Source organism: Halobaculum roseum (assembly GCF_019880245.1).
Classification (GTDB): Archaea; Halobacteriota; Halobacteria; order Halobacteriales; family Haloferacaceae; genus Halobaculum; species Halobaculum roseum.
In genome coordinates this window covers 995,378-1,018,778 of record NZ_CP082286.1, presented here as the reverse complement: position 1 = coordinate 1,018,778, position 23,401 = coordinate 995,378, and the positions used below count along the sequence as shown (strand labels likewise).

28 protein-coding genes are annotated in these 23,401 nt (G+C 70.0%); 13 read left to right on the top strand and 15 right to left on the bottom strand.

The annotated features are described in order from the left end of the window. Positions 1-50: 50 nt before the first annotated feature. Entirely contained in the window at positions 51-1,466 is a 1,416-nt protein-coding gene (locus tag K6T36_RS05145; RefSeq protein WP_222922896.1) for an MFS transporter, read from the bottom strand. A 193-nt stretch (positions 1,467-1,659) separates the two neighbouring features. Between K6T36_RS05145 and K6T36_RS05140 the strand changes: the two genes are divergently transcribed. The 3 genes from K6T36_RS05140 to K6T36_RS05130 all read left to right on the top strand — a co-directional run bounded on the left by K6T36_RS05140 (position 1,660) and on the right by K6T36_RS05130 (position 4,441). Next, positions 1,660-2,064: a ribbon-helix-helix domain-containing protein gene (locus tag K6T36_RS05140; protein ID WP_222608380.1), complete on the top strand. Its 405-nt coding sequence runs from the start codon at positions 1,660-1,662 to the stop codon at positions 2,062-2,064. Positions 2,065-2,293: 229 nt separating this feature from the next. Next, a complete protein-coding gene (locus K6T36_RS05135; protein WP_222922895.1) occupies positions 2,294-2,626 on the top strand; it encodes a UPF0058 family protein in 333 nt (110 codons plus the stop codon). A gap of 57 nt (positions 2,627-2,683) precedes the next feature. Next, entirely contained in the window at positions 2,684-4,441 is a 1,758-nt protein-coding gene (locus tag K6T36_RS05130) for a MutS-related protein (RefSeq protein ID WP_222922894.1), read from the top strand. A 61-nt stretch (positions 4,442-4,502) separates the two neighbouring features. Here the strand turns inward: K6T36_RS05130 and K6T36_RS18870 are convergent, their stop codons facing one another. Then, on the bottom strand, positions 4,503-5,411 hold the full coding sequence (locus K6T36_RS18870) for a DUF2797 domain-containing protein (RefSeq protein ID WP_225935190.1): 909 nt from the start codon (positions 5,409-5,411) through the stop codon (positions 4,503-4,505). Positions 5,412-5,600: 189 nt separating this feature from the next. Here K6T36_RS18870 and K6T36_RS05120 point away from each other — a divergent pair, with 189 nt between their 5' ends. Together K6T36_RS05120 and K6T36_RS05115 are read left to right on the top strand one after the other, a co-directional pair. Further along, positions 5,601-6,749, top strand: coding sequence for a S8 family peptidase (locus tag K6T36_RS05120; RefSeq protein ID WP_222922893.1), 1,149 nt, complete (start codon positions 5,601-5,603; stop codon positions 6,747-6,749). Between the two features lie 54 nt (positions 6,750-6,803). Next, positions 6,804-7,157 (top strand): BsuPI-related putative proteinase inhibitor, encoded by a 354-nt coding sequence (locus K6T36_RS05115; RefSeq protein ID WP_222922892.1) that lies wholly within the window; start codon positions 6,804-6,806, stop codon positions 7,155-7,157. 200 nt (positions 7,158-7,357) lie between these two features. Here K6T36_RS05115 and K6T36_RS05110 read toward each other — a convergent pair whose 3' ends face one another. Then, positions 7,358-8,293 (bottom strand): NAD-dependent epimerase/dehydratase family protein, encoded by a 936-nt coding sequence (locus tag K6T36_RS05110; protein WP_222922891.1) that lies wholly within the window; start codon positions 8,291-8,293, stop codon positions 7,358-7,360. A 66-nt stretch (positions 8,294-8,359) separates the two neighbouring features. Continuing rightward, positions 8,360-9,307: an SDR family NAD(P)-dependent oxidoreductase gene (locus tag K6T36_RS05105; RefSeq protein ID WP_222922890.1), complete on the bottom strand. Its 948-nt coding sequence runs from the start codon at positions 9,305-9,307 to the stop codon at positions 8,360-8,362. Between K6T36_RS05105 and K6T36_RS05100 the strand changes: the two genes are divergently transcribed. Further along, entirely contained in the window at positions 9,308-9,592 is a 285-nt protein-coding gene (locus K6T36_RS05100; protein WP_222922889.1) for a hypothetical protein, read from the top strand. It begins immediately after the preceding gene. Beyond that, positions 9,589-10,158, top strand: a complete 570-nt coding sequence (locus K6T36_RS05095; RefSeq protein ID WP_222922888.1) for a tRNA (cytidine(56)-2'-O)-methyltransferase — start codon at positions 9,589-9,591, stop codon at positions 10,156-10,158. The genes K6T36_RS05100 and K6T36_RS05095 overlap by 4 nt, the downstream gene beginning before the upstream one ends. A gap of 82 nt (positions 10,159-10,240) precedes the next feature. Here K6T36_RS05095 and K6T36_RS05090 read toward each other — a convergent pair whose 3' ends face one another. The 3 genes from K6T36_RS05090 to K6T36_RS05080 form a co-directional block, all read right to left on the bottom strand. Then, on the bottom strand, positions 10,241-10,567 hold the full coding sequence (locus tag K6T36_RS05090; protein ID WP_222922887.1) for a transcription factor S: 327 nt from the start codon (positions 10,565-10,567) through the stop codon (positions 10,241-10,243). A 106-nt stretch (positions 10,568-10,673) separates the two neighbouring features. Then, positions 10,674-10,928, bottom strand: a complete 255-nt coding sequence (locus K6T36_RS05085) for a DUF5789 family protein (RefSeq protein WP_390182308.1) — start codon at positions 10,926-10,928, stop codon at positions 10,674-10,676. Positions 10,929-11,103: 175 nt separating this feature from the next. Further along, positions 11,104-11,880 (bottom strand): enoyl-CoA hydratase/isomerase family protein, encoded by a 777-nt coding sequence (locus K6T36_RS05080; RefSeq protein WP_222922886.1) that lies wholly within the window; start codon positions 11,878-11,880, stop codon positions 11,104-11,106. A gap of 110 nt (positions 11,881-11,990) precedes the next feature. Between K6T36_RS05080 and K6T36_RS05075 the strand changes: the two genes are divergently transcribed. Continuing rightward, the gene (locus K6T36_RS05075) at positions 11,991-12,506 is read left to right on the top strand and encodes a DUF5797 family protein (protein WP_222922885.1); all 516 of its coding nucleotides are present in this window, start codon (positions 11,991-11,993) and stop codon (positions 12,504-12,506) included. 84 nt (positions 12,507-12,590) lie between these two features. Here K6T36_RS05075 and K6T36_RS05070 read toward each other — a convergent pair whose 3' ends face one another. Together K6T36_RS05070 and K6T36_RS05065 are read right to left on the bottom strand one after the other, a co-directional pair. Beyond that, positions 12,591-13,583, bottom strand: a complete 993-nt coding sequence (locus K6T36_RS05070; RefSeq protein ID WP_222922884.1) for a DUF5787 family protein — start codon at positions 13,581-13,583, stop codon at positions 12,591-12,593. A gap of 108 nt (positions 13,584-13,691) precedes the next feature. Further along, entirely contained in the window at positions 13,692-14,153 is a 462-nt protein-coding gene (locus K6T36_RS05065) for a bis(5'-nucleosyl)-tetraphosphatase (RefSeq protein ID WP_222922883.1), read from the bottom strand. Between the two features lie 285 nt (positions 14,154-14,438). On the opposite strand from K6T36_RS05065, the gene K6T36_RS05060 reads away from it, so the two are divergent. The 3 genes from K6T36_RS05060 to trxA all read left to right on the top strand — a co-directional run bounded on the left by K6T36_RS05060 (position 14,439) and on the right by trxA (position 16,078). Then, the gene (locus K6T36_RS05060) at positions 14,439-14,771 is read left to right on the top strand and encodes an uS10/mL48 family ribosomal protein (protein WP_222922882.1); all 333 of its coding nucleotides are present in this window, start codon (positions 14,439-14,441) and stop codon (positions 14,769-14,771) included. Between the two features lie 25 nt (positions 14,772-14,796). Further along, entirely contained in the window at positions 14,797-15,510 is a 714-nt protein-coding gene (locus tag K6T36_RS05055; RefSeq protein WP_222922881.1) for a 2,5-diamino-6-(ribosylamino)-4(3H)-pyrimidinone 5'-phosphate reductase, read from the top strand. 232 nt (positions 15,511-15,742) lie between these two features. Beyond that, the gene (gene trxA / locus K6T36_RS05050) at positions 15,743-16,078 is read left to right on the top strand and encodes a thioredoxin (RefSeq protein ID WP_222922880.1); all 336 of its coding nucleotides are present in this window, start codon (positions 15,743-15,745) and stop codon (positions 16,076-16,078) included. A gap of 41 nt (positions 16,079-16,119) precedes the next feature. Here the strand turns inward: trxA and K6T36_RS05045 are convergent, their stop codons facing one another. The 3 genes from K6T36_RS05045 to hflX all read right to left on the bottom strand — a co-directional run bounded on the left by K6T36_RS05045 (position 16,120) and on the right by hflX (position 18,642). Next, positions 16,120-16,935: an inositol monophosphatase family protein gene (locus K6T36_RS05045; protein ID WP_222922879.1), complete on the bottom strand. Its 816-nt coding sequence runs from the start codon at positions 16,933-16,935 to the stop codon at positions 16,120-16,122. Positions 16,936-17,058: 123 nt separating this feature from the next. Further along, a complete protein-coding gene (locus K6T36_RS05040) occupies positions 17,059-17,199 on the bottom strand; it encodes a hypothetical protein (RefSeq protein WP_222608362.1) in 141 nt (46 codons plus the stop codon). Between the two features lie 102 nt (positions 17,200-17,301). Next, on the bottom strand, positions 17,302-18,642 hold the full coding sequence (hflX, locus tag K6T36_RS05035) for a GTPase HflX (protein ID WP_222923366.1): 1,341 nt from the start codon (positions 18,640-18,642) through the stop codon (positions 17,302-17,304). 293 nt (positions 18,643-18,935) lie between these two features. On the opposite strand from hflX, the gene K6T36_RS05030 reads away from it, so the two are divergent. Further along, positions 18,936-19,277 carry an FUN14 domain-containing protein gene (locus K6T36_RS05030; protein WP_222608361.1) on the top strand — a complete coding sequence of 114 codons (342 nt, stop codon included), beginning with the start codon at positions 18,936-18,938 and terminating at the stop codon, positions 19,275-19,277. A 39-nt stretch (positions 19,278-19,316) separates the two neighbouring features. On the opposite strand, the gene K6T36_RS05025 is transcribed toward K6T36_RS05030, so the two are convergent. The 3 genes from K6T36_RS05025 to K6T36_RS05015 all read right to left on the bottom strand — a co-directional run bounded on the left by K6T36_RS05025 (position 19,317) and on the right by K6T36_RS05015 (position 22,051). Then, on the bottom strand, positions 19,317-20,042 hold the full coding sequence (locus K6T36_RS05025) for a ribosome assembly factor SBDS (RefSeq protein ID WP_222608360.1): 726 nt from the start codon (positions 20,040-20,042) through the stop codon (positions 19,317-19,319). 79 nt (positions 20,043-20,121) lie between these two features. After that, positions 20,122-20,604, bottom strand: a complete 483-nt coding sequence (gene moaC / locus K6T36_RS05020; protein ID WP_222922878.1) for a cyclic pyranopterin monophosphate synthase MoaC — start codon at positions 20,602-20,604, stop codon at positions 20,122-20,124. A gap of 1 nt (position 20,605) precedes the next feature. Next, positions 20,606-22,051 carry an NAD(P)H-hydrate dehydratase gene (locus K6T36_RS05015; protein ID WP_222922877.1) on the bottom strand — a complete coding sequence of 482 codons (1,446 nt, stop codon included), beginning with the start codon at positions 22,049-22,051 and terminating at the stop codon, positions 20,606-20,608. A gap of 689 nt (positions 22,052-22,740) precedes the next feature. On the opposite strand from K6T36_RS05015, the gene K6T36_RS05010 reads away from it, so the two are divergent. Then, positions 22,741-23,352 carry a DUF1326 domain-containing protein gene (locus K6T36_RS05010; protein ID WP_222922876.1) on the top strand — a complete coding sequence of 204 codons (612 nt, stop codon included), beginning with the start codon at positions 22,741-22,743 and terminating at the stop codon, positions 23,350-23,352. Positions 23,353-23,401: the final 49 nt, after the last annotated feature.

The window sequence follows — 23,401 nt, the reverse complement described above, 5'->3', positions numbered from 1 at the left end:
CGACGGATCGTCGTCGACGGCGGCGGATAGCGGTTTCGGGTGTGTCCGCCTCAGTCGTCGACTGCGGGCTCGGCGACCGCCTCCGTCGCGTCGCCGACGGCGCCGTTCTCGATCGGGGTCACGGACCGCTCCAGCCACAGCAGCGCCGCGGCGACGAGCCCGCACACCGCGACCAGCGTCGGCCACAGCAGCCCCGAGAGGCCGTAATCGAAGAACAGCCCGCCGGCGAACGATCCCAGCCCGATGCCGAGCCGCTTGGCGACCTCGAGCATCGACAGCTGCGTGCCGCGCTCGGCGGCGGTCCCGAGATCCGACATCAGCGCGGACGCCAGCGGCGAGTGGAGGATCTCCCCGACCGTCCGGAGGAGGAGGTGTCCGCCGACGAGCGCGACGCCGACCAGTACCGCCGGGACGGCGAGGCCCGTTCCCTCCGGGACGCGGGCGAGGTCGGCACCCCAGGCCGCGAGCATCGCCACCGCCCAGAAGCACGCCGAGACGGCGAGCCCCCGCGTGCGACGCCACCCGCCGACGGCGTCGACGAGCGGGATCTGCAGGAGGACGATGGTGAGCGGATTGACGACGTACAGCGTGCCGAGCTGGGCGGCCGTCAGGCCCAATCCCTCCTTGGCGACGATCGGGACGGTCGTCTGCATCTGCGCGTACATGACCGCGAAGCCGACGTTGACGCCGGCCAGCGCGAGCACCCGCGGCCGGGTCGCCGCGCGCCACCACGCCGCGAGCGTGCGGTCGTCGTCGCCGACGGCGTCACCCTCGGAGCCGTCGCCCCCGCGTTCGTCCGCGTCGCCGGGGGCGTCGCTCTCGGCGTCGTCGCCGGCGACGCGCGGGACGAACAGGAGGATGACGAGCGCGACGACCGCCGAGGTGGCGCCGTCGGCGACGAAGACGGCGACCGACGCCACCGAGTAGAGGACGCCCCCGACGACGAAGCCGGCGCCGAAGCCGACGTTGTTCGCGACCTTGAGGAGGGCGTACCCGCGGTCGCGCTCGGCGGCGTCGGTGAGGTCGGCGGTCATCGCGTGGCTCGCGGGCGTGTAGAGCCCGCGGACGAACCCGGAGGCGACGCAGACGCCGACGAACGCGACGCCGAGCGCCGAGACGCCCGTCGCGGCGGGGACCGCCCCCGGAACGGCGCCGGCGATATCGGGCACGAACGCGAACGCAGCGAGCGCGACCGCCGAGAGCGCCATCGACGCGACCATCACGGGCTTGCGACCGACCACGTCCGCGAGGAACCCGCCGACGGCCGTCCCCGCGGCGGTCGTCACGCTCTTTGCGCCGAGTCCGAGGCCGACGACCGACAGCGCGATCCCGACCTGCAGGTGGAAGTGAACCGTCGCGAACGGGTAGACGAGCCCGCCGCCGAAGACGTTGATGAGCTGTCCGAAGGCGACGACGTAGACGGCGCGGTCGAACCCGCGGACGGCGGCGAGGGACGGACGCTGCACGCGCCGCCGTTCGGGCAGCGGGGAAGTGAACGGTGCGGTTCCGATCCGGGGATACGAATGTCGTCTCTGCGTATCGAATCCAAGATTCGTGTTCGAGAGGGGCTCTCCGTGCCGTTCTCCGGATCGAGTCTGTCAGGTGACCAAAAGACTCTATATGGTTCGGTATAAGCACTTTACGAAGGAGGAACTCGGAATGGCCAAGGACACTGTTCGGTACCCAGACAAGGTCGTCGACGAGATCGACGCGCTCGTCGACGACGGCGTTTTCGAGAGCAAGTCCGAGTTCTATCGCTTCTCCGCGGAGTACGTGCTCGCGCTCGTCAGCGACGAGTGGGAGCCCGAGACGTTCAACTACGGCGAGATCCGAGACGAGTTGGACCTCCAGGAGGAGCCCGTGCTGCTGGGTGCCGACGGCGGCCGCGACTTCCTCAACGCGGTCATCACCGTCCGCCAACTCGGCCTGCGCAACGACTTCGCGGAGGCCGAGCAGTTCATCGACGAGAACTACGAGACCACCGACCGCTCGGGGATGATCCTCGAGGAGCTGCTTCGCGTCTACCGAGACCGCGCCGACAACGGGTCGAGCTCCGGCGCCTGATCCCCTCCCGGCTCACACGCGTCCGCGCGCCGTTCTCTCGTCGTCTGCTGCCGTTTCAGCAACGTTCCGTCCACACACCGTTCACGATCCACCCGCGATCCGACTCCACCCTCGATCCGCCCCGGCCGCCAGCGACGGCGCCGGGAGACATCGCCGGTTAACGCCGTCCTCGGGGGATCGAACGTGTTCGTCGCCAGGATTACCCACCCCCGGCGCGTAGCCCCCGGGGATGCGGAAGAACGAGCTGGTTCACCTCCACACGCTCCTGCGGACGGCGGCCGGCTACCTCTCCGCGCGCGACGACATTCCGGACGACGCCCTCGACGCCTACGAGTCACACGGGGTCACGCCGATGTCGATGCGGGCCGACCGGGGCGATCACGAGGCCGCGGTCACCGCGCTCGCGACCGGGCTCGCGACGACGGCCGCCGGCGACGGCGGCGGCGACGATGACACGACCGAAGGCGGCGAGGGCGACGACGGCGGGTCCGGGAACCCGTCATCCGACGAGGCGTCGCCGCGGGCGGTCGAGGGATCGCCGTCGGGTCCGTCGCCGGAGTGATCGGTTCCGGCGGTCGCGACCGGTACCGTCTACACCCCTCCGTCCACACGGACCCGTATGCGACTGGAACAGTACTGGGGCGTCGGGCCCAAGACCGCCGAGACGCTCCGCGAGTCCCTCGGCGAGTCGGCCGCGATCGACGCCATCGAGTCGGCGGACGTGCGCGCGCTCGTCGACGCGGGCGTCACCCGCGGGCGGGCGACCCGGGTGCTCCGGCGGGCGAACGGGAAGGAGGCGATGGATCTCTTCGGGACCCGCGACGCCCGCGAGGTGTACGACGACCTGCTCGACATCGCCGCCGGCTACGCGGTCACCGAGCACGCCGCCGACCGCGTGCGCGTGCTCACGCCGCTCACGAGCGACGACCGCCGCGAGGAGCGCCTCGACGACGTCCTCGAAGCCCGGGACGCGTGGGCGGACCTGAGCGAGGACGATCGGGATGCGGTCCTCGACGCGTTCGCCGACTACGACGAGGCCGGCGGCACCGACCGCGCGGCCGTCGAGTGCGCGCTCGCGCTCCGTGAGGCGGGGCTGCGCGGGGGAACCTTCGCGGCCCTCGACGGGATCGACGAGGACGCGCTCCGGGAAGCCGCGGACGCCCTCGCGGCGCTCACCGACGACGGCGTCGCCGCCGGCGCCGACGACCGGCTCGACCGCCTGCGCGAGCGCGCCGCGACCGCCCGCGACCTCGCCGACTCGGCGTTCGACGTGGTCGAGACGGTCCGCGAACGGGGCGCGCGCGACCCCGACGCGTTCCGCTCGGCGGTCGTCGAGTACGTCGCCGAGGAGACGGGGCTGACCCGCGGCCGGATCGAGTCCGCGGGTCCCGACGAGGCGGTCGACTCGGCGGACTTCGTCGGATCGACGCTCCGCACGCTCGCCGACGAGCTGGAGGCGGAGGCCGACGAGCGCGCCGCCGAGGTCCGCGCCGAGCTGGAGGCCGACGTGGCCGACGGCGCCGCCGACGTGGAGGCGGTCGTCGATGCGGTCTCCGACATCGCCTTCCTCCTCTCGCTGGCGCGCTTCGCCGTCGCACACGACCTCTCCCGGCCGGACCTCGCCGGCGACGGCGTCGCGGTCGCGAACGCCCGGAACCTCTTCCTCTCGGGGGAGGTGCAGCCGGTCACCTACGGCGTCGGCGACCACGACCTCGCGGGCGGGGCATCCGCCGCCGGGATACCCGCCGGCGACCGCGTCGCCGTGCTCACGGGGGCCAACTCCGGCGGGAAGACGACGCTGCTTGAGACGGTCTGTCAGGTCGTGGTCCTCGCGTCGATGGGGCTGCCCGTCCCCGCCGAGGCCGCCCAGGTCGGTCGCTTCGACACCGTCGTGTTCCACCGCCGGCACGCCTCGTTCAACGCCGGGGTGCTCGAATCGACGCTGAAGTCGGTCGTCCCGCCGCTGGTCGGCGAGGGGCGGACGCTCATGCTCGTCGACGAGTTCGAGGCGATCACCGAGCCCGGCCGGGCGGCCGACCTGCTCAACGGTCTCGTGGAGCTGACGGTCGACCGCGGTGCCGTCGGCGTGTACGTCACACACCTCGCGGACGACCTGTCGCCGCTGCCCGAGGCCGCCCGCGTGGACGGCATCTTCGCCGAGGGGCTGACCAACGACCTGGGCCTGCTCGTCGACTACCAGCCCCGCTTCGGCGTCGTCGGCAAGTCGACGCCGGAGTTCATCGTCTCGCGGCTCGTCGCCAACGCCTCCGACCGCGCCGTCCGCCAGGGGTTCGAGGAGCTCGCGTCCGCCGTCGGCGAGGAGGCCGTCCAGCGGACGCTCTCGGACGCGGAGTGGACTGCCGAGCAACGAGAGTGAGCGGGCGGGAGCGCGTCGGTCGCCGTCGCATCGCGGTCGCGTCGCCGTCACGTCGCCGTCGCTACCCGAACGCGCCGAGGCTCGACTGGAGGTCGCGCCCGCCGTCGCCCTCCTCGACCTCGTACCCGACGAGGTCGCGAACGTCGACGGCGTACGTGGTCCCGCCGTTCTCCAACACGAGGACCCTCCCTTTCGTCCCGACGACGGTACCCGAGGCGAGCGTCTCGGCCACGGGGCGTTCTGCCAGATCGAGCCCGTAGTCGAAGGCGAACCGTTCCTCGTAGTCGACGCCCGCCAGGAGCGCGTCCCACGCGTCCCCGTCCACCGTCTCGGCGAGACCGGCGATCTTGGTCGGGACGCGCACGCGGTCGGGGAGCCCGTCGTCCGCGTCCGCAGGGGTGGCGGATGCGGCCGAACCGTGGTCGGCGCCGAGAGGGGTGTCGTCCGCGTCGCCGCCGGCGACGCGGCTGCCGCCGTCGCCGCCGATCGTCCGTTCGAGCCCGTGGGCGGCGATCCCGGCCTCTATCTCGCGGGCGATCCGGCCGTTCTCGACGGTCCGCAGGTGGACCGCGCGGTCGGCGCCCTGCTCGCGCAGGCGGGTGTCGAGGCGCCACTCCCTCGTCACGCCCACCTTGAACGTGTCCGGGGCGAACGCGGCGACGTAGATCGCGTGGTCGTCGAAGCAGTCCATCTCGTCCTTGAGACAGGTCCCGGTACAGCGCGCGCACACCCACGTCGAACGGTGATCGTCGCAGTACGGCGCCGCCTCGTTCCCGCATGCGACGTGACCCCCGTCGTGGATCGTCCCGGCACAGCGGCGGTCGCCGAGGCGCCACGACAGCTCGGTTCCGGGGTCGAGGGCGATCCGGTCGACATCGCCGGTCGCGGTTCCCGGCGGGGCGTTCGGGTCCGGGGCGCCGTCGCTCACGAACAGCGCGCCCGCCGGCGTCTCGTAGCCCACGATCTGCACGGCCGCGGATAGGCCTCGCTGCGGTAAAGTGATGTCCCATCCGGCCGGCTCACGTCGACGGGCTGACGGCAGACCGCGGTCCGACGACAGATCGAATCGCTATCCAGACTACTAAATCGACTCGAAAAAGACTAATTTGAATACTATAACGATAGAATTATAATTGGGTGTCACACTGTCCCATCCGTCATGGCACACCGTGACGGGAAGACGCGACGCGACGTACTGCGGGCGGCCGGCGCGGCCGCCGCGACCACCGGACTCGCCGGCATGGCGTCGGGGGCGTCGGGGGCGCCGGGGACCGTCGAGGTCAACGTCGGCTACGGCGGCCCGAGCGGCAAGCGTGCGGCGCTGTCGGAGGCGAGCGAGGTCGTCAGAGAGTTCGCGTTCGACGCGGTAACGATCCGGGTCAGCGAGAACGCGATCGAGGGGCTCGGGCGGCGCCCCGACGTGCGCTACGTCGAGCAGAACGGGCGGATGCACGCGCTCGCCCAGCAGCTCACGTGGGGAGTCGACCGCACCGACTCGGAGGTCGCCCACGCGAACGGCGACACGGGCGCGGGCGCCGACGTCGCGATCCTCGACACCGGTATCGACTCGGATCACCCCGACCTTCAGGCGAATCTCGGGGCGGGCCGGGCGTTCGTGAAGGCGCGCGGGAACTACCAGTACGACTGGGACGACGACAACGACCACGGTACCCACTGCGCGGGGATCGCCGGCGCCGACGACAACGACCGCGGCGTCAGGGGGGTCGCCACCGAGGCGACGCTTCACGCGGTCAAGGTCCTCGACAAGCGCGGCTCGGGCTCGTTCTCCGACATCGCCGCCGGGATCGAGTACACCGCCGATCAGGGCTGGGACGTGGGGTCGATGAGTCTCGGGGCCTCCTCGGGCTCCCAGACGGTGAAGGACGCGTGTTCCTACGCGGTCGACCGCGGCGTCCTCCTCGTCGCCGCGGCGGGCAACTCCGGCCCCTGCTCCGACTGCGTCGGCTACCCGGCCGCCTACGGCGAGTGCATCGCGGTGTCGTCCTCGGCGAGCGACGACTCGCTGTCGAACTTCTCCTCGACGGGCCCCGAGGTCGAGATGATCGCGCCCGGAACCGACATCTACTCGACGGTCCCCGGCGGCTACGACACCTTCTCCGGCACGTCGATGGCGACGCCGCACGTCGCCGGCGCCGCGGCCCAGCTGATGGCGAACGGGTACACGAACACGGAGGCCCGTTCGCGACTCGCCGACAGCGCGGAGGACCTCGGACTCGCGGACAACGAGCAGGGTGCGGGCCTGCTCGACACGGCCGCGGCGCTCGGGTACGACTCCGGCGACGACTGAGCGTTCCGACCGTCCGACCGGAGGATTCTTTTCACGACATGGCGACCCGGTAGTATGAGCGAGCCGCTGGACCCGACGCTCACGGTTGCACCGACCGACGGGGGGCTCACGCTCACGCTCACCGTCGAGAACGGCGGCCCCGACGCGGTCGAGTTCTCCTTCAGCGACGGCCAGCGCGCGGAGTTCGTCGCCCGCGACGCCGAGGGCGACGAGGTCTGGCGCTGGAGCGACGGGCGGGCGTTCGCGATGGCGCTCGGGAGCGAGACGGTCGAACCCGGGGCGACCGTCGAGTACGAGGGCGAGTGGACATCGCCGGAACCCGGCGAGTACGAGGTCGTCGGATCGCTGGCCGCGACCGATGCCGAGGCAGCGGCGTCGATGACGGTGGTCGTACCCGGCGAGAAGTAGCGGGAGCGGACGGTCCGCGCTCGTTCAGTCGTCGCCGGCGGGCCGCCCCAGCGAGATTGCGCGGTCGTTGATCCGGCGGATCGAGTCGGCTGCGTCCCCGTAGGTTGTCTGACGGTATCGGTTCATACTACCGTCTACAACCCCGGCACGAAATAGTTTTTCACTACCGAGTAAATAGTTCCACACGCCGATCCGAACCCTCAGCGCAGCTCCGCGAGCAGGTCCCGCGTCGCGGCGCGGACGGCGTCGTCGCTGGAGGCGGGCGGCTCCCAGCCGAGGGCGGCGAGCTTCTCGACGGAGAGGCGCATCTTGGGCACGTCGCCGGTCCAGCCGCGGTCGCCGCCGGTGTAGCTGTATGCGGGGTCCAGGCCCATCTCCTCGGCCACGATGTCCGCGATGCGGTTCACCGAGGTCGTGGTCCTGGAGCCGAGGTTGTACGTGTTGAGGTCGCGCTCGCCGTGCTCGACGACGTGGCACATCGCGTCGACGCAGTCGGTGACGTGGAGGTACGACTTCTCCTGGCGGCCGTCGCCGAGGATCTCCAGTTCCTCGGGGTCGGCCTGCAGCTTCTGGATGAAGTCGGGGATCACGTTCCCGCGCTGGTAGGGGCCGACGATGTTGGCGAAGCGGTACACCCACGCCGAGAACCCGTAGCTCTTCGCGTACGTGGAGATGAGCGCCTCGTCGGCCAGCTTCGAGGAGCCGTAGATGCTGATCGGCTCCAGCGGGGCGTAGTCCTCGGGCGTCGGCCGGGGTGCCTCGCCGTAGACGGTGGAGGAGGAGGTGAACGCGAGGTTCGACACGCCCGCGTCCGCCATCGCCTCGAGGACGTTGTACGTCATCTCGGTGTTCTCCTCGAACAGCGTCCGGTCGTCGTCGAAGTTCGTGTCCGTGTACGCCGCGAGGTGGAAGACCACGTCCAGGTCCGCGGTCACCGCCTCGCGCGTCTCGGCCTCGTCGGTCAGGTCGGCCTCGATCACGTCGACGCCGTCGGGGATCCGGTCGCGCTCGCCCTTCGAGAAGTCGTCGGCGACGCGCACGTCCGCGTCGTACTCCGACTGGAGGTGTCCCGCGAGATGTGATCCGATCAGGCCGCCGCCGCCCGTGACGAGGGCGGCGGTTCCGGTCAGGTCCATGCCGTTGCGGGGGCGAGCGCGCAGAAAAGGTCTTGCGGTCGCCGCATGCGGAACGACACAGCGGGCTCAGTCGGTCGGTTCGACCTCGTCGGCCACGGGCGCCGAGAGCGGTTCATCCATCCCGAGCAGATCGGCGCTCTCCTCCCACAGCCGGCGTTGCGCGCGCGGGTCCTGCGCCTCCGTCGAGGGCTTCCTCTCGCGGCAGTCGGCGAAGTACCGCCCCGTCGCGTCGGCGACCTCGTCGGCGACGGCGAGGTACACCGCCGTGGCGGCCCCCTCGGCGGGCGTCGTCGCGAACGGGAGCCGCCCGAGCGCGCTCGCCGCGCCCGACAGCGGGCCGGGGAGGTGCCGGAAGAAGCCCGAGCCGGGGATCGCGCCCGGGTGGAAGCTGTTCGAGGTGATCCCGCGGTCGTCGCGCTCGCGCAGCCGACGGCCTAATTCCGCGGCGAACTGCACGTTCGCCAGCTTCGAGCGCTGGTACGCCCGCCACGAGGAGAAGCCGTCAACCGAGTCCACGGCGTCGAGGTCGATCTGATCGCCTCGGTGCGCCTCCGAGGCGGTGGTGACGACGCGCGCGTCGTCCGCGAGGTCGTCGAGCAACTCGGCGGTGAGCTGGTACGGCGCGAGGTGGTTCACGTGGAAGGTGTACTCGACGCCCAGATCGGTGCGTCGCGCCTCGCGGAAGTAGCCGCCCGCGTTGTTGAGAAGGAGGTCGAGCCCGTCGTCGCCGGCGGCGCGCCGCGTCGCGTCCGCGAGCGCGCGGACCTCGGCCGGATCCGCGAAGTCGGCGGCGACGAACTCGGCCGTTCCCTCTTTGACGCCGGCGTCGATCTCCTCGACCACCTCGGCGCCGGCCTCCTCGTCGCGGCCGTGGACGATCACGTGTGCGCCGAGGCGCCCGAGCGACAGCGCCGCCTCCCGGCCGATCCCGCTGGTCGAACCGGTCACGAGCGCCGTTTCGCCGACCAACCGTTCGTCGTCGACGCCCGCGATGTCCTCCGGATAGTTCCGCATGTGGGCTCGAAGGAGTTCGCCCCGGAAAGCGCCGTCGGCGGCGATGCTGTCGGCGGCCTGTCGGTGTCGACGGTGGAGACGATGTCGACGGTGGAGACGATGTCGACGGTGGAGACGATGTCGACGGTGGAGACGATGTCGACGGTGGAGACGATGTCGACGGTGGAGACGATGTCGACGGCGACGATGCACGGCGACGACGCGCGGATTCGGCGTCGCCGGTTCGCCGCGTCGCCGCCGAAAGCGAACCGCCCTTACGCGGGCGCGCCGTTGCTCGGCGTATGAACGACGAGGTCGTCGTCCTCCGGTACGGCCACCGCCCCGGGCGGGACGACCGGATGACGACCCACGTGGGGCTGACGGCGCGGGCGCTCGGCGCCGACCGGGTGATACTCCCCGACAACGCCGGGCAGTCCGCCGAGACGATCCGCGACATCACCGACCGCTTCGGCGGCCCCTTCGCCGTCGAACAGCGCGACGACCAGCGCGCGTTCACGCGCAACTGGGAGGGAACGGTCGCTCATCTCACGATGTACGGCGAGCGCGTGCAGGACGTGGAGGCGGATGTCCGCGCCGACTCCGTCGACGAGGGAACTCCCCTCCTCGTCGTCGTCGGGGGCGAGAAGGTACCGTTCGACTTCTACGAGGAGGCCGACTACAACGTGGGCGTGACGAACCAGCCGCATTCGGAGGTGGCCGGCCTCGCCGTCTTCCTCGACCGGCTGTTCGAGGGTGCGGAGTTGGAGCGCGAGTGGGAGGACGCCGACCGGCGTGTCATCCCGCAGGAGACTGGCAAGCGCGTCGTCGACCCCGACGAAGCCGAGGCCGAGCGCGCCGGTGACGGCGAGTAAGGCGGCAACAGCGGCGCCAACGGCGCCGGCCGGTCACGGGACGGGACGGGGTCGGAAGAACCGGGGCCGCGCGGACCGCAGCTTAGTGGTCGTCCTCGCGCCACTTCTGGCCGCACTCGGTGCACGTGAAGAAGCGCGTCTCGGACTCGTCGGCCGAGCGGATCTGCTTCATCTCGTAGCGCACGGTCCGCACCTCGTCGCACTCGGGGCACTTCTGCTCGACCGTCGGGCCGATCTCCGACTGGTCCATCTCGGAGACGTCGACCACGGTGCTGCCCTCCTGACCCTGCGTCGTCGTCATCGCCGCCTCGGCCGCCTCGTCGCGAAGCTCCTCGTGACCGCACGACCCGCACACCCACGTGTCGTCGTCGGCTTTCATCATCGAGCCGCACTCGTCGCAGAATTCCATACCCCCTCGGTCTGCCGTCTTCGCACTTAAGCTCGGGGGTCCGGACGCGACGCGGTGTCCGGCGCCCCGTCGCTCACCCCGCCCGGTCCACCCGCGTCGGCGACGGTCAGGCGTCGCCCTCCGACTGGCCGGGCTCGCCGACCGCCTCGATCGGGAGCGCCAGCTGGAGTTCCTCGTACAGGTCGTCCGCGCTTCCGAACTGCTCGCTGGGGCACTCCGAGACGTACCGGCCCAGGTTCCCCTCCCCGTCGGCGAACAGGACGGTCGTGTCGCCGAACTCGCCGGCGGCCTCCGCACGGCTTATCGGGTACTCCAGCTCCTCGAACAGCGATTCCACCCGGGATAGCTTGACCTCGGACATGATGCGGATCGGCGATACGCGCCGTGACCGTATCACCCTATTGTCGAGTCCGCGTCGTTCGCTGGCCGAGTGGATTCACAGGAGCGATTCACACACTGTCGGCTCGACCGGGCACGCTCCCCGCTCGTTCCGAAGCGCTCGGTCGCTCGCTTCGTTCGCTTTCTCACGCCTCGCCTTACTCGAATTCGGGGTCCCGCTTGTTCACGAACGCGTCCATCCCCTCCCGCTGGTCCGGCGTCCCGAACAGCCCCGAGAAGACGCGCTGTTCGTACTCCAGCCCGGCCCCCAGCCCCGTCTCGTACGACTGGTTGATCGCCTCCTTGGCCGCCGCGACGGCGAACTTCGGCTGGGCCGCCAGATCGGCGGTCAGCTCGTCGATCCGGGAGTCGAGCTGGTCGTGGGCGACGACCTCGCCGACCATGCCGTACTCGTGGGCGTCGGTCGCGTCGATCCGGTCGCCGAAGAGGATCAGCCGCCGGGCGACCTCGTCGTTGACGAGTCGCGGGAGCCGCTGGGTGCCGCCCCAGCCGGGAACGATCCCGAGATCGATCTCGGTCTGCCCGAAGACGGCGTTCTCGGCGGCGACGCGGAGGTCGCACGCGAGCGCGAGTTCACAGCCGCCGCCGAAGGCGTAGCCGTTGACCGCTGCGATGCTGGGCGCGGGGAACGTCTCCAGCGACCGCGCGATGTCGTGGCCCAGCTCCGCGTACGCCTGCGCCTCGGGCGTGCCGAGGTCCTTCATGTAGGAGATGTCCGCGCCGGCGATGAACGCCTTCTCACCCGCGCCGGTGAGCACGAGCGCGCGCACCTCGGCGTCCTCGGCCTCCGCGATGGCCGACCGGAGCGCCTCCAGGGTCTCGACGTTCAGGGCGTTGAGCTTGTCCGGGCGGTCGATCGTGATCGTGGCGATCTCCTCGTCGATGTCGAGGGTGACGGTGTCGGATTCGGGCACGGGCGTGGACTCGCGGCGTCGTCACCTAACCGTTTCCCCGGCGGCACTCCGCGATGTCGCGGACGCCGCAACCGGGAGGCCCAAATACCACCGCGGGGAAGCCTCCGGCGATGAGCGACCTCACCGACGAGGAACTGGAGCGGCTCGCCGACGTGGTGCGGCTCCAGCCGACGAAGAACAGCGAGCTCGGCGACCGGTGGGGGATGGACAGCGGCAGCGACGTGCACAGCTACCTCGAAAACCACCTGAAGGACTACTACTACCGCGACGACAACAGCCTCATCCGAGCCACGAGCGAGGCCGCGGAACTCACGGGCGTCGAACCGGGCGTCGTCGACGACGAGGACTACCCGAACGCGGTGCCCGAACGGATAACGGTTCCCGAACTCCACGCACAAGTGTTCCGCGTCGTCGCCGACCACGACGAGCGCTCGGAGTCCGTCGTCTCCGTGCTGAACAAGGTCCGCGACGAGTACGGCGTCGACGCCGAGGCCGGCGACGTGCGCCGCGCGCTCCAGAGCCTCCGGCGCAAGAACGTCGTCGAGGTCGAGTACCGCACGGTGCCGACGTTCAAGCTGGCGGTGCCGCGCGAGGACGTCGAGGTCGTCGTCAACGGCGACGCCTGAGGTGACTCACGAGTCGTCGACCGATCGCCCGATCACTCCTCGCCGACCGTCCGCCCGGTCGCTCCTCGCCGACAGCCATCCGGATCACTCCTCACCGACCGCCCGTCTTCGCTCCCGCGCTCGCCGCCGCTCCAGCAGCGCCCGGATCCCCTTCCCCGGACCGCCCTCGATCGGCCAGCCGTTCGACCGCCACTGCGGCGGCTCCGGCGAGAAGTCCGGGCAGCCGCCCTTGCACTCGGCGGCTGTCGGAACGCGTTCCTTCGCCGTGCAGTACGGAACGAGCGCGCGGCCCTCCCTGCGAAGCTCGAAGTGCCGGCAGTCGGGCCGCATCGTCTCGCGGAACGACCGCCAGCCCTTCCCGTAGGCGCGTTCGGCCAGCAGCAGCCGGGTTCGGGGGTCGCCGTCGGCGGCGAGCGCGGTCGGGTGCCATACCACCTCGGCGGCGTCGGCGTCGACGTCGACGCCCTCGGAGAAATCGAACTCCATGACGCCGACCTCGACGGGCATGTCCTCCAACAGCGCCGGCGACACCCGGTCCCCCGTCGCCGAGGTCGCGACCCACACCTCGTCGGCGAGGCCGGCGTCCACGTCGTGACGGAGCTGGTCAGACAGCGCCGCGGCCGCGCTGGCGTCCAGATCCGGCTTGTTCTCGATCGCGACGACGCGCTCGACCCAGTCGGGGTACTCGCGCTTTCGGCGAAACTCGATCCGGCCGTTCCGCCCGCCGCGCTTCTCGATCAGGTCGCGGCCGGCCGCGCGGTGGACGGCCTCCCGGACGTACCGCCACGGGAACCCGGGGTCCTCGAGGGCGTCGCGGTACCACGCGTACTCACGGGGCGCGCCGCGGACGACGCGAAGGAGATCCGAATCGAGTCCGCGGTCGCCGAACGCGCGCCGCACCGCCAGCGCGTCGGGGTCGACCTCGATGACGACGGTGTCCCAGCGGCGCTCGCGGGTGCCCAGCTGTCGCGCGACGACGACCGGCCGCTCGTCCGCTGCGGGGTGCCACGCGAGTTCGGCCCAGCGGCTGACGAGCAGCTCGAAGGCGAACTCGCTGTCGCCGGCGCCCCGAAACACACCCGCAGGTGGCGCGGACGCGAACTAACCGGTTTCGGTGTCGCCGGTGCGCCGCTGAGGCGCGGCCGGCGGTTCGCGTTCCACGTGCGCCGGCGCGGACGGTCCCGATCAGCTCTCGGATTCGAGGAGGTACCCCTCGGCCTCGGTCGCCTTGAGCTCGTCCAGGTAGTCGTGGGCCTGTTCGAGGATGTCGCGGGGGCCGTCCTGGGTGATGGTGTTGAGCGCCTGCTCGTAGTCGCGCCACTGCAGGTCGCGGTGTTCGGTCGACAGTTCCGCGGAGGCCTCGAACGAGTGGGCGATGAACAGGTGCACCGTCTTGTGGATGGTGTTCCCGCCCGCCTCGAACACGTAGTCGTACTCCTCGCGGAAGCCGTCGATGAGCCGGAAGTCCTCGACTCCCGCCTCCTCGGTCACTTCTCTGATCGCCGTCTGCTGGAGTTCCTCTTCCCCTTCGACCCCGCCCTTGGGGAACTCCCAGTCCCCGGGTCGGCTCTTCAGGAGCAGATACTCCCGTTTGCCGCGGGTGTCGCGGAAGAGGATGGCTCCAGCGCTAGTCGCTTCGACCGGCATTGGCGACAGGTAAGCCACCCCGGTTCAAGAGTATGTCGGAGCCGAGACCCGTCCATCGGCCCGAACGACGCCTGTGCGGCCTCCAGCGTCCGCGAGGGCGCCTCCGAGCGACGCGCCGCCGCGACCGCAACGGCGACTGCTCCGTGAACGGCACCCCGATCGTCGCGAACGCGCGCCCGCCGTGTGAGCGATCTGCCGACTGTCGTGTGAGGTCCCCACGTGGCGCCGCGCGGGTAGATGCCCTTTTGGCGCTCGGGCGTAACAGAGTGGGTAGACCCTCAGCTCATGACCTTCGTAACCAAACTTCGGTTCCAAAGCGGGGACCGGGCCGCGCTCGACGACACCGTGAACGGCATCAGGGAGATGCTCGAACGGAAAGGCGCCGAGTGCAAGGGCCCCCACACCGAACCCTCCGAGCGCGTCCGCGTCCCGCTGTACGAGGGACTCTCCTCGGGCGACGAGCTCGCCGAGTGGTCGTTCGAGGTGTTCGCGCGCCGCCTGGAGATCCACGGCAACGACCACATCGCCCGCGAGGTCGGCCACATGGACTTCCCCGACTCCGTCCACGTCGAGATCCAGGTGGAGCAGAAGAAGCCGCTCGGGCACCGGCAGAACTGAGCCGACGACGACCGACTTCAGCGCAGTGTACGTTCACGTCAACGCCGCCGTCTCCGTCGACGGGAAGCTCTCCTCGCGCCGCCGCGAGCAGGTCGAGATCAGCGGTGCCGACGACTTCGACCGGGTCGACCGGATCCGCGCGGCCGCGGACGCCGTGCTCGTCGGCGTCGGAACGGTCCTCGCGGACGACCCGCACCTCACCCTCGACGAGGAGGACCGCCGCGTCCAGCGCCTGCGCGACGGCCGTCCCGGAAATCCAGCCCGCGTCGTCGCCGACTCGCGCGCCCGTACCCCGACGGACGCCCGGATCCTCGACGACGAGGCGACCACCTACCTGCTCGTGAACGACGCGGCCGACCCCGACCGCCTGGACGCCCTCCGCGACGCCGGCGCCGAGATCGTCTCGGCCGGCGGCGATGGCAGCGATGGCGACGACACCGGAAGCGAGGACGGCGAGAACGCCCACGCCGGCCGCGTCGACCTCCGGGCCGCCTTCGACGCGCTCGAACGCGAGGGGATCGAGCGCGTCATGGTGGAGGGCGGCGGCGAGGTGATCTTCTCGCTGTTCGAGGCCGGCCTCGTCGACGAACTCACCGTCTACGTCGGCTCGCTCGTGATCGGCGGCCGCGGGGCGCCGACGCTCGCGGACGGGGAGGGGTTCGTCGACGACTTCCCCGAACTCGACCTGACGGACGTGGAACGCCTCGATGATGGCGTCCAGCTCTCGTACGAGACTTGAAGTACGGTGACGGGACCACGCCGTCGCATGCGCTGAGAACCGCCGTCCGTCGCTCCGCGGGTGTGCGACTCACCGACGGACGCCGCCGCGAGTCGCCTGTTCGCCCATCCTATCCCAACTCACTCCTCAGCGACGGCGACGGAACGGGTCGCGTTCGGACGGGTTTCGCGGTCGTGCGCGACGCCGACATTCGTGTGGAACGGTTATCACGCGCACTCGCCAACCAACTGGTATGAGTGGCCAAACCCCCGCAGAGGAACCCATCCACATCGAGAGCGAGGACCAGTTCGCGGAGCTGACGAGCGAGGGGATCGTCCTCGTCGACTACCACGCCGACTGGTGTGGCCCATGCAAGATGCTGGAGCCGACGATCGAGGAGGTCGCCGCGGAGGTCGAGAACCTCACCGTCCTCAAGGTCGACGTCGACGAGTTCCAGGGACTCGCGGGCGAGGCCGGCGTCCGAGGGATCCCCGCACTCCAGTTCTTCGCGGACGGCGAGGAGGCCGAGCGCCTCGTCGGCGTGCAGGAGAAGGAGGACATCCTTCGCGTGGTCGAGTCGCTCCGGTAGGTCGAGCGCTCCCCCTCCCCGCGACGGACCGCACCCCCGTCTCACTCCTCGGGCGCGAACGACTCGACGAGCGTGTCGTGTGCCTCGCCGTTCGAGGCGATCAACCCTCGTGAGCCCGGGCGCCAGCGATCGCCGTGCACGTCTGTCGCCGTGCCGCCCGCTCGCCGGACGAGGTGGACGCCCGCCGCGGTGTCCCAGTCGTTGAGCTCGACCGTCGAGACGGTCGCCTCCAGTTCGCCGGTCGCGACGCCCGACAGCGCCGCCTGCGCGCAGCCGAACCGCCGGAGGTCGCCGAACTCCGCGAGCACGGTGTCGACGACGGCCGACAGTTCCCGTCTGTCCGACCGCGACACTCCGAAGATCGGGTTGACGAGGAACGACTCCGGATCGGTCTCGTCGCTGACGGCGGCCGGGTCGCCGTTACGGCGGGTCCGGTCCGCGCCCGCGGCGTACAGGTCGCCGGTCGCGGGCGCGAAGTTCGCGGCGGCGACGGGGTCGCCGTCGCGGCAGACCGCGACGCTGGTCATCCAGACGCGGTTGCCGGCGACGTAGTTGTTCGTGCCGTCGATCGGGTCGACGACCCAGGCGACGCCCTCCTCCGGCACCGTCTTCAGCGCGTCGTCCTCCTCGCCGACGATCGCGTCGTCGGGGTATCGCTCGCCGATGAACTCGAACACGCGTTCCTGGACGGCCCGGTCGACCGCCGTGACGGCGTCCATCGAGCCCTCGGCTTTCGTCTCCACGTCGAGCGACGTGCGGAAGGAGTCGAGCGCGACGGTTCCCCCGTGCTCGGCCGCGGAGACCGCGGTGTCGAGTCTGTCGTCGATATCCGTCGGTGTCGACGGCTGATCGGTCATACCCGTCGATCGGCCGCCCGGTACAAGCCTCGGTCGATCCGTGCGGAGCGGCGAGGCTCGCCACCGGCCAGCCGGCCATCGCACGGGCAGCGTTCCCGCGCTCGACGGCAGCGTCGGTCGCGGTCAGTCCACGCGACCGATCGCGACGTTGTGACCGGCGGCGTTCTCGTGATCGGCGGCGAGACGTGTCGCGTCGCGCTCGGAGTCGCTCAGGAGCTCGGTGGGACAGTCGCGGCAGACGACGTGGAACCTGTGATCGCGCATCTCGGTCGCGGCGTTGGCGGGACACCTGTTTGGTATCCGTCGGCTAACGGGGTCACACGGGGTGAAAACGGGGGGAACGCTCGTGGTCGGAGGCGGCGACGACTACGGCGATTCGACCGACTCCGGTGGCGCCTGGCTGTCGAGGTCGGCCGCCCGCGAGCGCGCCTGCTCGACGACCGAGGGCGGCGCCTCGAACTCCAGGTCCACCTGCGTGGCGTCGTACTCCTCGCGTTCGACGTGGCCGTTGTCGTGGACCCACGAGACGAGGCTCATCGCGTCGTCCGACAGCGGGAGCAGCAGCCGCTCGCGCTTCCAGTCGGGGAGTTCGGCCTCGACGCGCTCGCGGAGGTCGTCGACCCGGTCGCCGGTCAGGCCGGAGACGCACACCGGATTCGGCGCCAGCGCGGACAGCGCCTCGCGTTTGCGGCGGAGCTCCTCCTCGTCGAGGCGGTCGACCTTGTTGAACACCGTGACGATGGGCGCCTCGTTTCGCTCGTATAGCGTGTCGTGGGAGGTGACGAGCTTCTCGCGCATCTCCTCGACGGGCTCGCTGGCGTCGACGACGAGGAGCACGAGGTCGGCGTGGTACACCGACTGGAGCGTCGACTTGAACGACTCCACCAGCCAGTGCGGCAGGTCGGAGATGAATCCGACCGTGTCGGTGAGCAGCACGTCCCGCTTCCCGGTGTTCGCGCGGCGGGTCGTCGTCCCGAGCGTCGTGAACAGCTGGTTCTCGGACTCGGCCGTCGAGTCCAGGTCCGGGTGTTTCTCCGCGTTCTCGTCGACGTCGAGGTCGTCCGCGAGGCGTCGCAAGAGCGTCGACTTCCCTGCGTTCGTGTACCCCGCCAGCGCGACCAGATCGAAACCGGACTCCCGGCGGCGCTCGCGGCGCTTCTCCTCGGTTTCCGCGATCGCGTCGAGCTCGTCCTTGATGCGGCTGATCTGCGCTTTGATGTCGCGCTCGCGCGACTCGTCGTACTCGCCGAGCCCCATGAACCCGGGGCGCTCGTCGCGCTTCGCGAGGCTGGCTTTCACCTCCGCGCGCGGCAGCTCGTAGCGCAGCTCCGCCAGCTCGACCTGTAGCTGCGCCTTGCGCGTCTGCGCGCGCTGGCCGAAGATATCGAGGATGAGCGTGAAGCGGTCGACGACCTCGACGCCCTCGGGGAGCTTCGACCCGATGTTGAACGTCTGGTACGGGCCGACCTCGTTGTCGACGATGAGGACGTCGGCGTCCTCGCGGGCGACGAGCCGTGCGAGTTCGTCGGCCTTCCCCTCCCCGAAGTGGTACGCCGGGTCCTGTTCCCGGGTCTGTGTCAACGACGCGGTCACCTCGTAGCCGGCGGCGCGGGCGAGCTCGGTGATCTCCGTCAGGTCGGCGCGTCCGCGGTCGACGCGCTTCGCGACGACCGCGGTCGGCGCGTCCCCGGTGCGACGGTCAGGGATGGCCGGCCCCCACCTCGCGGTTCGAAACGTCGGACGGCTGTGCGTGCATACGCGCGAGTACGCGGTCGGAGGACTTCAATTCCGCGCCAATGTCGTCGTCGATTCCGCGCCGGCGTCGTCGTGGAGTCGACGCCGCAGTCGTGCGATCGATCCGGGACGACAGCCTGACGGTGTCGTTGGTGGCGTTGGTGGCGTTGTTGCCGCCGGCGTGGGCGGATGACTGATAACGTGATCACTATCGTGTAGCCGTTCGCCCCACAAACGACTTAACCGGGGACGGCCCACACCGCGGTATGCCAGGACCGGAACTGCTCGCACAGTTGGATATCGACCCCCGGCAGCTCGGCTTCGAGCTGGGGACGGGGGCCGTCATCGGGGGGATCATCGGGTTCGCGGCCAAGAAGATCGCGAAGCTGATCGCGGTGATCGTCGGGCTGGAGCTCGCGCTGTTCAAGTTCCTCGAATCCCGTGGAGTCCTGACGGTGAACTGGGACAAGCTCGGCGGCGCGTTCGAGTCGCTCGGCAGCGCCGCGACCGCCGAGACGCCACCCACGTGGGTCGAGACGATCCTCTCGACGCTGTCGGTGTCCGCGGGCTTCACCGGCGGCTTCTTCGTCGGCTTCAAGCGGGGATGATCTCCCCACGGCGGGTTCGGTTCGGGTCGTGACGCGTCGCTAGCGGCGACTGATCTCGTCTTCCTCCTTCACGACGCGTGTGTCCGCCTCGCCGCTGGACACCTCGTTCACCAGGTCGTAGAAGTCGTTCTGCAGCCCCGCGGGGAACGTGACGACGCCGACCCACGAGCCGTCGCTTTGCCACTCCTCGCGCTCCAACTCCCCGAACTCGCGCACCTTCGCCTGCCCGGAGCCGGCGTAGTCGGCGGGCAGCTGCACCGCGATCGTCACCTCGTCGAACCGGATCGGGATGACCGGCCGGAGCGCCTCCAGCGCGTCGTCGATCTGGTTCTCGACGGGCTCCATCGGCTCGACGGTGAACCCGGCCTCCTCAAGCGCGCGCTCGATGCGCTCGGGCGGGTGAGGCGCGTCGTCCATCTGCGGGTTCACCGCGTTGCGCGTGATCCGGTTGACCAGCTGTTTGTGCTTCTGTTCGAGCATCTCCTTGCGCTGCTCGGCGGTGATCTGGATCTCCCCGCGCTTGACGACCTCCGGGATGATCTCCATCGCGTCGGTCGTGCCGAACACCTCCTCGACGTCCTCCTCGGGCGGGCGGTCGCCGCGGGAGGCGTTCTCGAAGACGTCCTCGGCGGCGATCACGTCCTCCAGGTCGCCCTCGAACTCGCCGCGCTTGATCGCCAGCGCCGCGTCCGGGTCGATGAGCACCTCGAATCGTGTGCCGTGCGACTCCAGTCTGGCGGTGACGGCCTCGTCGAGTGATATCATGGATGGTGGTTCCGCGGCCGTGACTAAAAGGTATCCGGCGGACGCAATCGGGCCGGCGCGACACCCGCGGCGCTCGGGATCACTCCAGCACGGTCTTGTCCTTCGTCACGACTTCCACGTCCGTGATCCGGGTGTTCGGGTAGCCGCCGGTCGCGTCCTTCTCGGCGGCCTTCACCATGTCCCAGACGACGTTCAGGCCGGTCGTGACTCCCTCGAGCGCCTCCATCTCGCAGCCCGTCTTCCCGGTCGTCTCGACGGCGACCTCCAGGTCGATGCGCTCCTCGTCCATCTCGAAGTCGGTGTCGACGTTCGTGATCGGGATCTGGTGGCACATCGGGATCGTCTCCCAGGTGTGTTTCACCGCCTGCACCGCGCCGATCCGCGCGGTCGCGAGCACGTCGCCCTTCTTCACCTCGTTGCCGCGGACGGCCTCGACCGTCGACTCGGTGAGGTGGATCGTGCCGCGCGCGACCGCTCGCCGGGCGGAGTCGGGCTTCTCGCCGACGTTCACCATCTGCACGTCGCCCGCGTCGTCGGTGTGTGTGAGGTCGTCGTCGCTCATGTCACACCTCTTCGTCGCGGAGGGCTTGTGGGATCCGGTCCGGGAGGTCCGAGGCCGCGAGACCGTTCCCGTACTCCGCGGCGGCGTCGTCGCCGGCGCGCCCGTTCGCCCACGCCGCGAGCGCGGCCGCCTGCAGCGTCGAGTCGATCTGTACGGCCAGCGCGCCCGTCACGCCCGCGAGCACGTCGCCGGTCCCCCCGACGGTCATCCCCGGGTTGCCGGTGCGACCGACGCGGGTCTCCTCGCCGTCGCTGACCACGTCGTACCGGCCCTTCACGAGCAGCGTGTGGCCGAGATCGCTCGCGAATTCCGTGACGAGGTCGGCTCGCTCGCGCCAGTCGGCGGCGGTCTCGCCGCCCATCTTCCGCAACTCCCCCTGGTGGGGCGTGCAGATCAACTCGGCGTCGGTGTCGACCCCGGGGGCGACCTGCAGCGCGTCGGCGTCGACGACCGCGCGGCCGTCGTAGCCGGCGAGGAATTCGGCGACGGCCTCCAGCGTCGCGTCGTCGCTGCCGAGTCCGGGACCGAAGACGACCGCGTCCTGGTCGGCCGCGCGATCGAGGAGGTCGTCGACGTGTCGCGGCGCGAGGCGGTCGCCGTCGAACCCGCGGACGATGAGGTCCGGCCCGTACCCCTGGATCTCGCGGGCGACCGGGGCGGGACAGGCGACCCGGACGAGGTCGGCGCCGGCGCGCAGCGCGGCGCGGGCGGCGAGCGCGGGCGCGCCGGTGTAGGGACCGCCGCCGACGACGAGCACCTCGCCGTTGTCGCCCTTGTGGGAGTCGGCGTCGCGGTCGAGCGCCAGCAGATCTCCCGGGCCGACGAACGTCTCGGCGGCCGACGGGATGCCGATGTCCGCGACCGTCACGTCGGCGGCGAGGTCCGCGAGCCCGGGCTTGTCGTCGTGGAAGGTGACGACCGCGTCGGCGTCGACCGCGGTGCCGGCGGCCGTCCCCGTGTCGGCGTCGACGCCGGAGGGCACGTCCACGGAGACGACGGGCACGTCGGCGGCGTTGACCCGGCGGGCGACGGTCGCCTCCGGCTCCCGGAGCGCGCCCGTCACGCCGGTGCCGAGCATCGCGTCGACCACGAGGTCGGGGTCGTGCTCGTCGAGGTCGAACTCCCGGGAGTCGGTGACCGTCCGGGTCGGGAGGTCGCTCTCTGCGATCGCGTCCCAGTTCTCACGGGCGATCTCGGTGCGGATCGTCCCCGGCCTGCCGAGAAGCAGCGTCTCGGTCTCGAACTCCTCGAGGAAGCGCGCGGCGACCATCGCGTCGCCGCCGTTGTTCCCGCGACCGCACACCACGAGAACGCCGTCGCCGGGATCCGCCCGCTCGCGGACCGCGCGGGCGACGGCGTTGCCCGACGACTCCATCAGCTGTTTCGTCGAGACGCCGAGCGCCGCGGCGTTGCGGTCGACCATCGCCATCCGCTCGGAGGAGATCATGTGTCGGATCCGCGTTCGACGGGGAAGGGGTAAAGCGCGTGGGTGGGGTCCTCGGTACGGAACGCCGGATCGGACGCGTCTGCGACTGTACTCGCGGTGGGGCGTGTCGCGAACGATCTGGCGGCGCGTGGCGGCGGGCCGGTGTCCCCGCCGGGAGCGCGCGTGCCGCCGTCAGACCGTTTCGAATCCTGTGCAGGGGTTCGTCGGCGTGTGTTCGAGAGACCCGACGCGATAGGTGGCGCGCATCGTTCAACGGAGTTCACGGTTGTTTGATGTGTATTACTCGTTCGGATAGTGGAAGCCTCTTGCTGGGAGGAGAGATCGGCTGGATCAATGAAATTTGAGATCCCGCGGATACTTCGACGGGCGGGGGTTGGGGTTGCGAGTCTGAGCCTCAGTATGACGCTACTAGGTGGTTCCGGGGCCTATCATCCATGAAATACTTCGCCTGCATCCCTCACGAAGGGAACCGACATGCTCGTGTTGGATGTCGCAACTGTCCTCGCAGGGCTGATCTTCTCGGTTGTTGGATCGTACGTCACACGGACAGCTACCGCTGGTCTAGGGAATCCTCAGCACCGATCGGTGGAACCTCCCCGATAATCACCTAGTACCCTGAACGGATCTAACAAACAATAGTCCAATATAGCTAATATGTCGCCTGCCATCAAGGGACACGGTGTTCTACGATGACAACCGAATGGCGGATCACGGGAGACTACGTCGAAGCCTGTAACTGCGAAGTCGCGTGTCAGTGCGTCTGGCTTGAGCCTCCGGACGATGATGTCTGTACGGTCTCACTCGTCTGGAACATCGAGGACGGGCAGTACGGCGATACGGATCTAACCGGACGCAAGGTAGCAATGCTCGCCTACACCGAGGAGGGCGTCATGTTCGCGCCCGACACGGAGTGGTACGTCGCGCTCCTCATCGACGACGAGGCCGACGACGATCAGCGGGCCGCGCTCGAAGAGATATACTTCGGTCGGGCCGGTGGAATCTGGGCCGCCGTTGCCGACGCTCACTTCGAAACCACCGAGGTCACGACGGCCCCGATCACCTTCTCCAAGGAGGACGACGAGATCTCCTCCACGGTCGGTGACGTGGTCACCATGGATGTGGTCGGGAAGGCCGGCTTCAACGAGGATATCGGCACCGTTTCACCGCACCCGCTCGCGAAAGGGATGGAGCCGAAGACCGGAAAGTCGAGGACGGCGACGGTGTCGTACAACGACGAATTCGCATGGGACGTCTCGGGGAACAACTCGTACTTCGCCGAGTTCGATCTGGCGAACGCCTAACGATGACACGACCGTTTTCGGACCGAGTTACGGGAGTCGGAAGGTGACG